Source organism: Wolbachia endosymbiont (group A) of Volucella inflata, from assembly GCF_947250665.1.
GTDB classification, from domain to species: domain Bacteria; phylum Pseudomonadota; class Alphaproteobacteria; order Rickettsiales; family Anaplasmataceae; genus Wolbachia; species Wolbachia pipientis.
Genome location: NZ_OX366338.1, coordinates 715595 through 730791 on the forward strand (window position 1 = coordinate 715595; position 15197 = coordinate 730791).

A 15197-nucleotide genomic window follows, 5' to 3' on the forward strand; every position below is an offset into this window, starting at 1 on the left:
ATGGAGGTAAACTGGTATTACAGGAACTGAAACTTAATTATGTAATAAAAGTAGTGATAATCTTAAATATACATATGAAACGATTCCAGAACTCCAAAGTTATTGCGTAAGAGCTAAATGTCCCTGACCGCACTTCTCCCGCTGAATCATGTGGTGGGTCTGATAAAGGAAGTTCTGTAGACATCACAAAAGTCAATTCAATCAAATACAAAACTCGAAAAAGTAGAAAGTGTGAAGCAGACAACCTTTTCTGGATCTAGCACAGAAAACTATACTTAAAAGATAATAAACATCGAGAAAGAAAAATAATTTCTTTAGAAGAATCTATAAATTATTAACTCAATTTCTCTAAATCCTCATGCTATTTCTCCTTGCTTTGAGCGTATAGTTTATTGAATACCTCCAAGAATCTTGCTTTGAAAGCATATCAACTTTTTACCTCTCCAAGACCTTTCTTTTGCAGCTATCTAAACTATCGATTGACTTCATGATAGTGGATGGAGTACCTAACTCTTTCACCACAAAATCTGATTGTTTAATAGTTTCAGCTAGCTCTATAAGTATTCCGCCGTTTCTTTCAAAACCTTTATCGTTTACAGCTTGTAGAACACTTTTTCCTCCTAAAAAGCAGCTTTCTCCTAAACTTGATTTATCTTTTAATTTGTCAAACTTCTCTTGGCTCTCTTCATCAAGATTTACTTTTATTATATTACTGCCTTCATCACTAGGACATAGATGAATACTAATCTTGCCTACTTCAGTGATAAAGGACATTTCAATGCCACCTCCTAAGACATCTGTATAATTTCTTTTTCTTCCTATGCTTTCAACTCTTATTATACTTTCCCCGATCTGTAAGATGCTACTTTCTATACTGAAATTTTCATTCACCTTACTATTCATAATCTTTGTAACTTCAATGATACTATTTTGTGGCCATCTGAAAAAAACAAGATTGTTATCTACTTCTACTTTCAGATCATCATCTTGAATCTGTTCATTCTTGTTTACTAAACCTTTATATGCAATACTTTTTAGTTCGTCCTTAATTTTTTTACACTCTGTAAAAATAGGCTCATCACTTCCCCACATAATTTCACCTATCATTCTATCATTGTAAAGATCAGACTCTATTTTTGCACCCGCTGATAGTAGTTTATTGACAATATTGAATAAAGGTTCTAAAGCCTCTTCCCACTCATCCATTGCCTCTTCTCCATTGTCTTTATATCGTGATCTAGTAGTAGGCGTTATACGCATAACACTGCTAGCATTAGCAATATCAATTATTTTTTTGAATACAAAATTTGACACAGTGCATTCATATTGATCACAGCGTAAATTTAGCTTTATTTTTCTTTTCAAATATTCATCTATTAAACGTTCCATCTTTTCTAGAGTGACCTTTGCAGAATTTTCGTATCTATTTTCATGAAACCCTTTCATTATACTTTCCATCTTTTCATGAAATTCATCAATCGAAACTTTTTCGCTCTCAGTTAATAAGTTTGTTAAATCCATTAAAATTGAGTTTTCTGGAATAAAAGAACTTTCAACAACAGTATTTTTGTCTTCAATAACGGATTCATGCCAGTCATCAGTTTGTTCTTGATTTAACAATGATGGACTAGCCTCCAGAGTTCGCGAGCCAAAATGTTCTGTATGCTGTTCTTCAGTAGCTAACCCAACATTTGCACAAACCCACTCATTTTTTGAAATATATCCTAACACCATACCCCTCAATCTATAAATACACTATGTACAACAATTAGCATGAATAAAATCCAATGCAAGTATAATTTTTCTAACTTTAGACCTACTGCGAAAAGGTATGGAATTAATTGAAGCATGAGTTAGGTCAACAGAAGGATCAATTAAAACTCATGTTTGAGGTTTACCAGACCAGCAATTATGTTAAATCTCATGTTGTATTTCTTCTGAAAATTGCGATAGGTATGCGACATGATTTTAAAAACCTTAATTTCACGAATTTTATGCTCCACTCTCATTCTAAATGATGCCAGCTTTTGATTGTGCTCTTTTTGATCATCGGTCAGCGATTTTTTTCGATACCTTTTGTATGGAATTACAACGTTACTCTGCAATTTTTTCCACCCCTGATACCCAGAATCAGCATACTTTATATTCTCTTTTGGCAACATTTTTTCCTGTTTTCGTATCTTAAAATCATGAATTCGACCTCTGTGTGACTTTGACACTGATAGAATTTGTCCATCTTCTCTTATAATGATTTCCGTTTTCATTGTGTTTAATCTTTTCTTTCCGGAGTAAGACAATTTTCTTTTCTTCCTATCTTTTGGCCGTTGTATTGGTTGTTCTGTAACATCTGCTAATATCTTCAAAATTCTTTCTGGCGTCATAGTTCTGTCCTTTTTTATTGAGACTTTTTGAGCCAAAAGTGGTTCCATTTTTTTGAGTAATCGGCAGATGTTTGAGTTATGCAAGTTGAATAGGTAGCTCAAGAATCGGTGCGTTATGTAAGTTCGATAATATAGAATTATACAGAGTATTTTATCTTCCAATACAGGCAATCTTGACGTTCTTCCATGGCATTTCTTCTGTTCTTGAATTTTTTCCCACTCTGGGCGCACTTTTTCTACAACCTTTTCGAATTCTTCTATTTTCAAACCTGTTACATCTCGAAAATTTCTCGGATGTTCTTTTAGATTATGGTAATTTAAGCTCATTTTACCTCACTTTTACTTGCTCCATCTCTCTTTATACAACCATTCCTTCTCTTTTGCAGCAGGTCTTTTGATATTTTTTAGAGAATTGTGTTCTCCTACTGTAGCTTCATATGACCTTGAGCCTGCCATCATATACATTTTACCAGTACAATCTATTATATACTTAATTTAATATGTAAGTTCTCAATAACTCTCATCTTCCAGGAAGATCATCTGAGAGAACTTGTATCCTATTATTCTATCTCCTTCATATCTTTTTCCTTAACTTGACGCGTATGGTTTATTTAACTCTCATGTTCACTATGCTTGAATAGTGGGCGTCGATTTTCCACCAAATCTCCTTTTTTCTTCCATCTCAATTCGTTCAGACCAACTCTGTCCTGCTCGACTCGTCGATTGAGAAGGCCTATCCTCTGTCTTCTCATTGCCTGATGGCTGTTCTAGCATCCTTCTTTCTAAATATTTTGGAAAACTTCTACTTCTTTTTCTATACGTTAGACCTTCACTTACAACATTTTCTTCAATTTCTTTCATGAACTGGACAAGCGTATCACCAGTTATACCAAACTGATTATAAGATTTTGTTACATCGACATTTTTTACACGCTTATAAGCTAAAAGCTCTCTTTCATTAGAAAGCTTTTTAGGTACATAATATTGTTCTCCTTCTTTTCTGGCAAAAGTTATATAAGGTATTCTTTCAGAATTATCAACACGTTCTTCAGTCATCGATTGTAGTATCACATTTTCTGCTGTATCCTTGGATATTACACCTGTACGAATGGTTTGCCCCTGTGCATCGAACAAATACCCTTTGAATAAATGAATTGAATGCATAAGGTGCACAGCATTATCAAAAAGAATTTCGAGCTGACTATCATTATACTTTGAGAATCCATCAAATAATTTCTTAAAACACTTCGTTAAGTTTTGTAAGAACTGAATACCTTCTGAGTTTTCTAAGAGCTGAGTATCTTTTGATAATCTCTCAGATGATTCCCTTAACTTCCTTATTCCTTCTTGTAAGAACTGAATACCTTCTGAGTTTTCTAAGAGCTGAGTATCTTTTGATAATCCCTTAGATGATTCCCCTAACTCCCTTATTCCTCCTTGTAAGAACTGAATACCTTCTGAGTTTTCTAAGAGCTGGGCATCTTTTGATGGTCCATTAAATAATTCCCTTAACTTCCTTACTTCTTTTTGTGAGGACTTAACATCTTTTGATAATCTCTCAGATAATCCCCTTAACTTCCTTATTCCTTCTTGTAAGAACTGAATATCTTCTGAATTTTCTAAGAGCTGAGTATCTTTTGATAATCCCTTAGATGATTCCCCTAACTCCCTTATTCCTTCTTGTAAGAACTGAATACGTCCTTTAGATTGTTCGCATATTGACTCTTGTAAGGACTTAATACTTTTTTTATTTTCTCTTAATCTTGACTGTGACAGAAAATCTTCTGCTCTTTCAGGATTATCAATACCTACAAATAACATCCTTTTTGCTTCCTCCTCCTTTATTTTTTTTATAGCCTGTTCTACTGCCTCATCCACACTTCTCCCCTTTATTATATTTTTAATAAACTTTGTAATTCTCTCTTGTTTCTTCTTACCATACACATTTATATCGTTGCCAACATATAATCTTTGATTTGGTCTCGCTTCTGCTCTATATATAGTCACCTCATCTGTTTTAGGCATCACTAAGTTCTTTTTACTTAATCTTGGTTTTGGACCAAAAGATCTACTTCTGTTAATATTTCCTTTCATATGTACCTCACTAAATTAAAATAACTATTCTAGTATATAGATATCAATTTTTCGTTAACACCAATTTCGTATAAATTATTGCACGCACTAAAATTTATTTACCATCTCTGAAATTTGCTAAGAGCATGTTTAAAATCTTTTCAAGAGTAGAGAAGTGAAAGCAAGAACGACAATATGTGGGCTGGTGTTGATTTTTCCACAATCGTCTACACTTCTCCAACCAAGCAAAAGATCTCTCAACAACCCATTTTTTCAGCAATACAGCAAAGGTGTGTAATTCGCTGCGCTTTATCACCTCAACAGTTGTACCAATGATTGCTTTCATCTGTAGACCTGCTGCAAAACAAAAACGGAGTATTTTTTAAGGGTTAAAATTGACCAGGATAATATTGTTTCTTTTCTGTAATATACTTTAAAATCAGATTTTTTTTGAAAATAGACTACCGTAAGAACAGCAACTTTCCTTTGCAGCAGGTCTAGTTTTACCATAGATCAACAAAATTGAGAAGCACCAGCTATATTTAATATATAGGAATATGATGGATTATGCTTTAAAGGAGTGCAAAAACTGCTGAAGCTTATACAGTAACCTGCGGAGCCACTTCAGCAGAATAAACAAACATATGCCAGTATCAGTGGAAAATTATTTATAAGTCAACTAACTTTTTAAAAAAATATTTTAGTAAAAGTACCATGCTAGGCTCTGTGGACAAAAAATATGAAAAGAGAGAAAAAGATGGTAGTTTAGCCTAATAGGTAAAAAATGGAGAAACTACCATATGCAATATTACATCAAAGAGGAAAATTGGAAACAAATTTTAGAGTTCATAAAAAGCGTAAAAGGAATGCACAGCAAAGATGAAAAACGTTTAAGAATATTCATAGAGGCAGTGTGGTACATAGTGCGAAGTGGTTGCCAATGGAGACTTTTACCAAAAACTTATGGTAATTACAGGAGTATACATAAGCGATTTAAAAGATGGTGTGAAAGAGATGTCTGGAAAAAATTGCTTGAATATACTAAACAAGAGCCTGATTTAGAAGTTGCTATAATCGACGGTACGATCATCCGAGGCCATCCATGTTCATCTGGATATACAAAAAACTCCAAGGATCAAGAAGCTTTAGGGAGGAGCAAAGGTGGCTTTACAACTAAAATACATGCGCTTGTCGATGCACTTGGAAATCCACTTAAATTTACTCTGACTCCTGGTCAAAGAAATGAAATTACGCAGGCACAAGTGTTGACCGAAAGTATCTATAACTCTACTGTAGTAGCTGACAAGGGCTACGATAGCAATGCCTTTGTTACAAGTCTTGAAGACAAGGGATGTACAGTAGTTATTCCGCCAAAACGGAATCGAAAAGTGCAAAGGTATTACGATGAGCATATCTACAAAGAACGTCATTTGATTGAGTGTTTTTTTGGTAAAATTAAAAATTTTAGGCGCATTTTTTCCAGATTTGATAAAACTGCTGAGGTTTTTATGGGTTTTCTCAATTTTGTTGGAGCTCTTGTATGGCTTCTCTAAAATTTTGTCCACAGAGCCTAGGATGCAAGCATGAGATAAAAGCAGGTAACACTAAACCTTATAGTGAATCCCTGCAAACAGAGTTAGATATGGTTACGAGAGGAACCAATGCCTGAATTGTCGTAACGAACGATATGCGAAATAAGGTTGGTTAACGCATAGACCAAAAGGTACGGAGAAAGTGGATAATTAGAACTTGACTGGTCTGATTAAGATGTTTCCCATCTCCCGGCAAAAAGTTGGAACCTAAGTCTAACATGAAACAATTTCATGGAACGGAGTAACATTATAGATGCTCTTATTCTTTAAGCAGGGAGCCACCCGTATGCACCTATAATGAGGGATTGTCTAAGAAGCCAAGGCCTAAAATAATGTTTAAGATATGCTGACGTGGACACTGTAATTTGGAAGGTAAAGTTGTGAGTAGTGGTTAATATGTTATGAGCCAACATTAAGTGTTAGGTATGAATGAATACGACTTCTCTAGTAATATAGAGAATGCTGTATTTAAGCTATAAAAACAAATTTACCAAGCTTTGAAATGTTAATTACATGGAGAAGTATGTATGACAAACACCAAGTTAGAGAGAAGCCGGATGTGGTGAAAGTCACAAGTCCGGTTTTGAAGTCGAGTGGGGAGAGGTGACTTTCTCCACTTAGATAACTGTGTCAAGCACTGGGATGACACCATTCTTTTTTCTGGATTCCAGTGTCTGGGCACTGGAATGACACCCCCCTGATAGGCTCAAATCATAGTGTTTGTACAGTTGTGAGTTTAGGCTACCTATAAATTCTAAACTGTTGTTACGTATTAGGACCACCAAATACACCCCCAGGACCCAAAGTCAGTTTAGCTATATCAGAAAACAGGTTATGTGGAAATCTTAAAATACTTCTTGTTTGCCAAGCAAAATAAATACATTCCTACAAACAAACAGATGCTCAATACTGACGCATAAGAAAACTTAAAAATTAAGTCTCTAGTATATATTGATAGGCATTTACCTGCAGAAAATTTGTATAGTAATCCAACACATACAACGGCACTATCAACCACTGATGCTATAATTAAAGTAATGAAATTTGCCATATGAAAATTCAACTTGGACTTCAATTTTTCAAAAATAATTATGCTTGAGAGAAGAGATACTAAAATTGCAGTATATGAAATCAATATCATCAAACTAAAACTTTGCAATTTAAAAACACAACATAGCACTGTACACACTATTAAACTGTACGTAGCTTTGCTTTTGCCATAAAATTCAACCATTGAATTTATAACTAAAGCAGCTCCCACAAATAAGGCAGCACATATCATCAATTTATTTGAAGTGTTGAGTAAAGAAAGACTGATAAACAGGAGTATCGATAAAATAGACATAATTACCTACCCAAAATTAATAACATACATTCATTCTAAATAAACATTACATATAGTAAAAGAGTTATTTAGCATAATAAGAAAAATATTTTATATTAGCATGCCACATCTTTCAGATCTACTTTTAAAACATCCTTTATGTTTAGCACCTTTTTCTCTGTTACTTTGCCAATACATGAATAAACTGCACCTTCAAACAATTCTTCAAACCTCTTCTGATTTTGTGGGGCAATAGTAACCAAAATTCTACTTTGCGATTCAGAAAACATTATTATCTTGTTTATTATGTCTGTATTTTGTATTTTTCCTATTGGCACTAGTGAAAGATCGATTTCAGCACCGAGATCTCCTGCAATTAGCGATTTTGCCAGAGCAATAACTAACCCGCCTAAGTTTGGTGCAATTGCAGAGGCAATTAGGCCATCTTTTATTGCCTGGTTGTAACGCTCATACAACTTCCTAGCGCTCTTTGCATCAACTTTTGGTACATTGTTATTATCTATTCCACTGTATAATTGATATTCAGATCTACCAAGTTCATCGAGTGTTTCTCCAAGCACGTATATTAAGTCTCCTGGCATTTTTACATCAAGCGATACCGCATTTTCAATATTCTCTATAACTCCAATTGCTGAGATGAGTAGTGAAGGTGGTGCAGATATCATCATTTTCTCGCCATTTTCGTCATATCCCTTAAAGTCGTTAAACATACTATCTTTTCCAGATATGAATGGTGTTTTAAATGCAGTTGCAAAGTCGTAACAAGCCTCTGCGGCTCTCTTTAGTTGCCACAACCTTTCTGGATTATAAGCATCACACCAACAAAAATTGTCGAGCAACGCTAGATGATTTATATTTCCTCCTGCAGCTACGTAGTTGCGTATGGCAGTGTCAATCGCACATGCTGCCATGTGATAAGTGTCAATTTCCCCATAACTCGAGCCAAACCCTTGCGATTTTACAACACCTTTATTTGAAGAAAGGATTGGCCTTGAAACAATAGCTTCACTGCACACTCTTCCCTTGCCCTGCAGTGGTTTCAGCACTGACGACCCTTGAACCTCATGGTCATATTGCACCACTATGAAGTCTTTGCTGCAAATGTTTGGTCTGCTTAGCATTTCTTTTAGTTCGACTTCTTGGCTTGATGTCATGCAAGTAGCTGACACTGGAATCCACTCTCCAGACCACAGCTTTGTCTGTAAATGCATTTTAGGATTACCATCATGCAGAAATTCAGTTCCGATATCCATTATTACTTTCCCTTTAGGACATTTAACAACAGCTTTACCACTTTCGTTAAACTCTCCAATCACACAAACCTCCACATCATGTTTTTTCATGTTTTGCTTAAACATAGGGAGATTTTCTTCTGGCACTGCTAAGGTCATTCTCTCTTGTGATTCTGATATCCATATTTCCCACGGAGCCATACCATCGTTTTTAAGGAGAACCTTGCTCAAATCAACTTCAAATCCGTCTTTTCCCATTTCACCAATGGACGATGATAGACCGCCTGCTCCATTATCCGTTATTGCATTATAAAGACCAAGCTCTCTTGCTTTTATGACGGCATTGGATAGTTTTTTTTGTGTTATGGGGTCGCCAATTTGCACAATCGTTGAAGGGCTGTTTCCTGACAAAGCCTCTGAAGAAAACGTTGCACCATGAATTCCATCTCTTCCAACTCTTCCACCAATAATTACGATTTTATCGCCGTTTTTAGGCCCTTTGATGTGTGAAGGTACATTATTTATACTGCGCGGAATAATTCCGACACTGCCAACAAAGACTAACGGCTTTCCACAAAATCTATCGTCAAAATATACCGATCCAAGTTGTGTTGGAATACCAGAGCAATTACCAGCAACATTAACACCGTGAATCACTTCTTTCATTATATATTTTGGCGGTAAGATCTCATCAGTGCGCTCTTTATCCCTATAAAATTTGCCTTTTGCTTCTTTGGCAAAGCAAAAGTAATAGGTATTCATTATAGGCTCTGCGCCTTTACCGAAACCAACTATATCACGATTTACTCCAAGTACCCCAGTCATTGCTCCACCAAACGGATCAAGCGCCGAAGGGCTATTGTGAGTTTCAACTTTATCTACGATTAAGTAATCGTCATTAAAAATTATTCCTCCGGCATTGTCGGAGAAAACTGACACGCATATGTCAGAATTTATCTCACGCGTTGCACGCTTAATATAATGTGCGTATAGGCCATCTTTTATTTCATCAATGGGAGAGCAAAAGATATTGTGCTTACAATGTTCAGACCAAGTTTGTGCTAGGGACTCAAGTTCAATATCATATGGATTTCTATTAAGTTTTTTAAAGTAATCCTTTATAGCTTTCATTGCTGCCAGAGAGAGCCCTAAAGTGCCATTACCATCGATTCCATCTCTGCTGATTTTCTCAAGTTCTTGGTCACTTACATTTAAATTAACAGATTTAGCTCCATTACTACTTGATATCACTCCAGTGCTCTCTTCTGTCATCCCAGCCCCTTCTTTTGTCATCCCAGTGCTTGACACTGGAATCCATTCTTTTTTTTCCTGGTCACGCGCTGGAATGACACCGGAGTGGGTATTTAATGACTTATATTTACCATAATATTTCCAGCTATAGTTATTATTTTCTTTACAGATAAGTGTGCAATACTCAGTGATAGGATTAAATTCTTGTTTTATATCATCTTCAGTTGCTTGACTTAGAATCAATTTTGAACTTCTTGCTTTTATACAAACATTTTCATCAATGTAGTCCTTGTTTATTAAATATTCTCTAACAATTTGTTTCGCTGTGTTGCCTACATTATCGGTCATGCCAGGTAAAAAGCTTATTTCCAAGCCCCACTTTGCTTGTGGTTCTATGAAGTCATATTGAACTTCTTCAAGGTTTTCGTTGTAGGAATAATAACGGCAGTCTTGTATGACTTTATTATAAAATAGCCCACAAATTTCTTCATATAATTTTGGTGGTAATTCTTTGTGTATATAAATCGAGTAAACGTTGACTAACCATCTGCAGCCAACTTGCTCACATTTATTTAAAACTTCTATTCTGATGTTTGTCATGTAATGTTATAAAAGATTTTAATATATAATAGCATACAAGCACGTTTATATTTTGAATAATTTCTATACAATAAAAGTATTGTATTAATTGTTACTGTTAGTGGGAAGAGTTTTTACCGTTAATGTGGATGAATCCCTTTTCGATGTGCTGGTTCAGCATATATTTTCTGAATATGAAAGAGAAAAAATCCCTGAAGTAAAGATCATACTTCCTTGCAAGAGGGATGTGATAGCGCTGCTGAGTGCATTCAAGAATTATAACGCTAAAAAATGCATAATTTTGCCAGAGATAGTTTCGCTAGAGAACATCGATGAGGAGGATTTAATATTAAATCTTGATAGAGTCAAAGTTATCAAGCCAACAAAAAGGACGCTGCTACTCATTCAATTCATATTGGAGTGGAATAGAAAAAATAATGATAATTTTCCAATTGATTTAGCTTATAGCCTGCCATCATTGCTTGATAAAATTCAGTATACCCAAATGGCAGAGTTCGATGAACATTCAAAAAAAATAGAAAGTTTCATAAATTTACTTATTGAAACATGGAATAAAATTTTAAAAGATTTAGGAGTAGTAGATATATTAGAACATAAGAGTGATTACATAAACAGTATGATAACCTCTTTACAAAAAGACCAATATATAATCTTTGTTGGAATTGGAAAGGATAAGTCGTTAATTAAGGCTATATATGATCTGCCATTTGGAAAAATAATTTTGCCTAACCTGAATTTGAAAATTAAAGAGAAAGACTGGAAATCGCTTGATAAAAAACACTATCAATATTGCCTGAAAGATCTGCTCGATTATTTAAAAGTGGATAGAAGGGATGTTAGTTTTCTGCCAGAAGCGTGTTCTGGTGTCATCCCAGTGCTCCGACACTGGGATCCAGAAAACTTAACTTTAAATGAGCGCACCAGGTGGCTGTACAATAGAAACTGGATCCCAGTGTCAAGCACTGGGATGACAGAAGAAAGGGCTGGGATAACAGGAAGTCCTGAGGAATATCTAGATTACGTCTTTGATACAACTGCCGATCTAAGCAAAGTTAGTAATGGACATATTGGCAATATTGAAGTCATCACTTGTGATTCCAGAGAGGAAGAAGCACAAGTGACATCATTAATTATAGAAAATGAAGGTTATGAAAACGTTTCTTTGGTTGTCTTTGATAAATTACTTGCAGCTCGTATAGCATGTTTATCAAGGCAACACAGTGCCATACCGGAAAATTATCCTTATATAACGCTCCTACTTTATAGTATCGAAGTTTTGACCTCAAATTGGAGCAGTGTGTCATTACTTTCGCTCCTTAAACATAGGCTAGTGACTTTTGGTTACACTCAAGAAGAGTACTCTCGGATTTTATCTGAATTTGAAATAGAGATATTACGCAACTTTAGTACAAATGGCCTGAGCGAGATTATAAATGCTATCAATGCCCATAAAAAGCTAAAATACAAAGAAGATATATTACTTATTATCAGTAAGTTAGAGGTTATATTTAATCCTTTACTTCGTTCTATAAATTGCTCTATTTTTGATGTGGTAGCAACTCATTTGCAGTGTATTAATATATTATCTGGTATAAATTTTTCAGAGCTAAATAGTGAAATAGGTAATTTTACCTGTAATTTCTCAAATGTATGTGAGGGTGTAGGAATTAAATGCTCTTTAGAGTTATATAGCCAAATTCTGACTTTATTTTTAGAGAAAGAGTTTTTCTCTGTAGCAAATGACTTAAATAAATTCAGCTTATATCACAACAAAGTTGTAATACTTGCTGGATTTAATGAAGCGCCAAGCTTTCAAAGTCCGCTTTTGAATGCACTTACGAGAGAAAAATTTAATCTTCCTTCTGCGCAAGAAGAGCAGGGGTATTTTTTTTATACTTTACACAATTTGTTTTGTGCAAGTAAGGTTTGTATTACAAGATCGCTAAGCCATAGAAAGCCAATTCTATTGCAGCGTTTGGAAATTCTGCTCAAGGAGGGGAAGCAGCCGTATCGTGATTGGCTAAGGATATTAAATACGCCTGAATGTATTGTTCCATGTACTCAGCCTATGCCAAAACCTCAAACCGAAGTTAGAAAAGAAAAAATGCAGGTGATGTCTTGCAGTGCAATAGAAAAGCTAATTCGTAATCCTTATTCATTTTACGTTGAATATATACTGGGTCTTAAACAATTAAGAGACTTGAATTTTAAGCCATCGATATTGGAATTTGGCACTATGGTACACAACATTCTTGCAAGATATTTACGCAACAAAAAATCTCCAATGAGCATTGCACGAGAAGCATTTTCGACTAGTCAGTTTAATTTTTCAAATATGTGGTGGATAAGACTACAGAGGGTAATTCAATCTTTTGTCGAATTTGATGAAACTCGAAGCAACTATGTTGAGCTAGAAAAGAGCTTTTCCTGTCCGATATTTCATATTCCAGTGCGTGATGCTGGTTCTTGTGATCAGTATGAAACTGCTGGGATGACAAATAGAGATCTTATCCCTCAAGAAATCTTACTGACAGCAAGATGTGATAGAGTTGAGTATCTACCAAGTGGGCAAGTGGCAATTATAGACTATAAGCTTGGTACACCACCTTCCAATGAAGAAGTAATGTCGGGATTTTTTCCGCAATTAATTTTACAAGCTCTAGCGGTGGAATACACGACCAAAAGGGAAGTCTCAGAACTTGCTTATTGGAAACTTGATTATGATAAAATAAAAGTTATTTCTTTACGAGATTATAGACAAAAAATGCGAGAATTTCAGAATGATTTGCCAGATTTTTTATCTAATTATTTAAGAGATACTATTCCCTTTATTGCCTCTCCATATTTTGATAAATTCCTGAGATTTAACAGCTATAAACAGCTAGAAAGGGTAGGGGAGTGGTTGTAAATGGTGTCATGTAAGTAGCTGACACTGGTTCACTCTATAATGGTGTCATCCCAGTGCCCAGACACTGGGATCCAGAAGACTTAATTTCAACCAAGTGGCTGCATAATAAAGGCTGGATTCCAGTGTCTGGGCACTGGAATGACAGCAATCCTACGTCATACCGTCACGGTATCTCTAGATCCCGCTAACAAGCAGCGGGATGACGGTTGTCAGGCCAGCGCCCCTATGATGTCATTCAAGTAGCTGACACTGGTTCCTTTATGACGGCAGTGCCCCTATGGTGTCATCCCAGTGCTTGACACTGGGATCTAGGCTCTGTGGACAAAATTTTAGAGAAGCCATACAAGAGCTCCAACAAAATTGAGAAAACCCATAAAAACCTCAGCAGTTTTATCAAATCTGGAAAAAATGCGCCTAAAATTTTTAATTTTACCAAAAAAACACTCAATCAAATGACGTTCTTTGTAGATATGCTCATCGTAATACCTTTGCACTTTTCGATTCCGTTTTGGCGGAATAACTACTGTACATCCCTTGTCTTCAAGACTTGTAACAAAGGCATTGCTATCGTAGCCCTTGTCAGCTACTACAGTAGAGTTATAGATACTTTCGGTCAACACTTGTGCCTGCGTAATTTCATTTCTTTGACCAGGAGTCAGAGTAAATTTAAGTGGATTTCCAAGTGCATCGACAATCGCATGTATTTTAGTTGTAAAGCCACCTTTGCTCCTCCCTAAAGCTTCTTGATCCTTGGAGTTTTTTGTATATCCAGATGAACATGGATGGCCTCGGATGATCGTACCGTCGATTATAGCAACTTCTAAATCAGGCTCTTGTTTAGTATATTCAAGCAATTTTTTCCAGACATCTCTTTCACACCATCTTTTAAATCGCTTATGTATACTCCTGTAATTACCATAAGTTTTTGGTAAAAGTCTCCATTGGCAACCACTTCGCACTATGTACCACACTGCCTCTATGAATATTCTTAAACGTTTTTCATCTTTGCTGTGCATTCCTTTTACGCTTTTTATGAACTCTAAAATTTGTTTCCAATTTTCCTCTTTGATGTAATATTGCATATGGTAGTTTCTCCATTTTTTACCTATTAGGCTAAACTACCATCTTTTTCTCTCTTTTCATATTTTTTGTCCACAGAGCCTAGCAAGCTTTGCTTGCAAATAAGTCTAATACGCGTCGCGTTTCATACCAAAACACAATTGGAGTTACATGCAAAATAGATCCCAGTGTCAAGCTACTTGGATGACAAAAAAGGAGCACTGGAATACATCACAGGGGCACTGGAATGACACCATTTTCGGTCTCTTAAATTGCTTTAGCCATAAACATTAAGAAATTTACCAAACGAAAAAAAAGGCAAAAGAAGCCCCATGGTTAACTAGTTATTTATATGTACTTCAAAATATTGGCGTTTTTTATTCTAAACGCTACGATTCAGCCGCTTTTAAATGCGACTAACCTAAATTATAAACGTTAAGAAATTTACTGAGCGGAAAAAAAGGCAAAGAAACCCTAGGGTAGCTAGTATTCAAATTCTCCCTTGTCAATTTGACGTTTTTTGCTGTCTTAAACGCTTTGTAAGCGCGTTTCGGCTTATATAGGTAAAAACCTAAAAATTTTTAAAGACATGCGATGCACGTAGTGCGAAAAATTAAACATGAGACGCCAAATACCCTAAGTTTTTTGTCATTAACCTGTACAGATTGCGAAGATAAATAAATAGCTTCAATTTCATGATAAGGGGGCTGGCGAAGGGTGTCAAGCAAGTTTTTGACGAAATGATTTTGAAAGCAA

General features: G+C 35.4%; 8 protein-coding genes and 1 pseudogene. 3 read left to right on the forward strand and 6 right to left on the reverse strand.

All coding sequences use genetic code 11. The features are described 5' to 3' along the window. Window positions 1-435: 435 nt before the first annotated feature. The 4 genes and pseudogenes from OOK85_RS03625 to OOK85_RS03640 all read right to left on the reverse strand — a co-directional run. Complete coding sequence (locus OOK85_RS03625; RefSeq protein ID WP_264704060.1) at window positions 436-1734, reverse strand: hypothetical protein; 1299 nt, start codon at window positions 1732-1734, stop codon at window positions 436-438. Between the two features lie 140 nt (window positions 1735-1874). Further along, complete coding sequence (locus tag OOK85_RS03630) at window positions 1875-2708, reverse strand: transposase family protein (RefSeq protein ID WP_264704062.1); 834 nt, start codon at window positions 2706-2708, stop codon at window positions 1875-1877. Between the two features lie 300 nt (window positions 2709-3008). Beyond that, window positions 3009-4475, reverse strand: coding sequence for a hypothetical protein (locus tag OOK85_RS03635; RefSeq protein ID WP_264704064.1), 1467 nt, complete (start codon window positions 4473-4475; stop codon window positions 3009-3011). A 129-nt stretch (window positions 4476-4604) separates the two neighbouring features. Further along, a pseudogene (locus OOK85_RS03640) lies at window positions 4605-4803 on the reverse strand (IS5/IS1182 family transposase); the annotation flags it as partial. Window positions 4804-5254: 451 nt separating this feature from the next. On the opposite strand from OOK85_RS03640, the gene OOK85_RS03645 reads away from it, so the two are divergent. Beyond that, the gene (locus OOK85_RS03645) at window positions 5255-6007 is read left to right on the forward strand and encodes an IS5 family transposase (RefSeq protein ID WP_264702164.1); all 753 of its coding nucleotides are present in this window, start codon (window positions 5255-5257) and stop codon (window positions 6005-6007) included. Then, entirely contained in the window at window positions 5995-6123 is a 129-nt protein-coding gene (locus tag OOK85_RS03650; RefSeq protein WP_264702676.1) for a hypothetical protein, read from the forward strand. The genes OOK85_RS03645 and OOK85_RS03650 overlap by 13 nt, the downstream gene beginning before the upstream one ends. 1363 nt (window positions 6124-7486) lie before the next feature. Here the strand turns inward: OOK85_RS03650 and OOK85_RS03655 are convergent. Then, the gene (locus OOK85_RS03655) at window positions 7487-10474 is read right to left on the reverse strand and encodes a phosphoribosylformylglycinamidine synthase subunit PurL (protein ID WP_264704067.1); all 2988 of its coding nucleotides are present in this window, start codon (window positions 10472-10474) and stop codon (window positions 7487-7489) included. Window positions 10475-10574: 100 nt separating this feature from the next. On the opposite strand from OOK85_RS03655, the gene OOK85_RS03660 reads away from it, so the two are divergent. After that, on the forward strand, window positions 10575-13382 hold the full coding sequence (locus OOK85_RS03660; RefSeq protein WP_264704069.1) for a WPE palindromic element domain-containing protein: 2808 nt from the start codon (window positions 10575-10577) through the stop codon (window positions 13380-13382). 329 nt (window positions 13383-13711) lie between these two features. Here OOK85_RS03660 and OOK85_RS03670 read toward each other — a convergent pair whose 3' ends face one another. Next, complete coding sequence (locus OOK85_RS03670) at window positions 13712-14464, reverse strand: IS5 family transposase (protein ID WP_264702789.1); 753 nt, start codon at window positions 14462-14464, stop codon at window positions 13712-13714. Window positions 14465-15197: the final 733 nt, after the last annotated feature.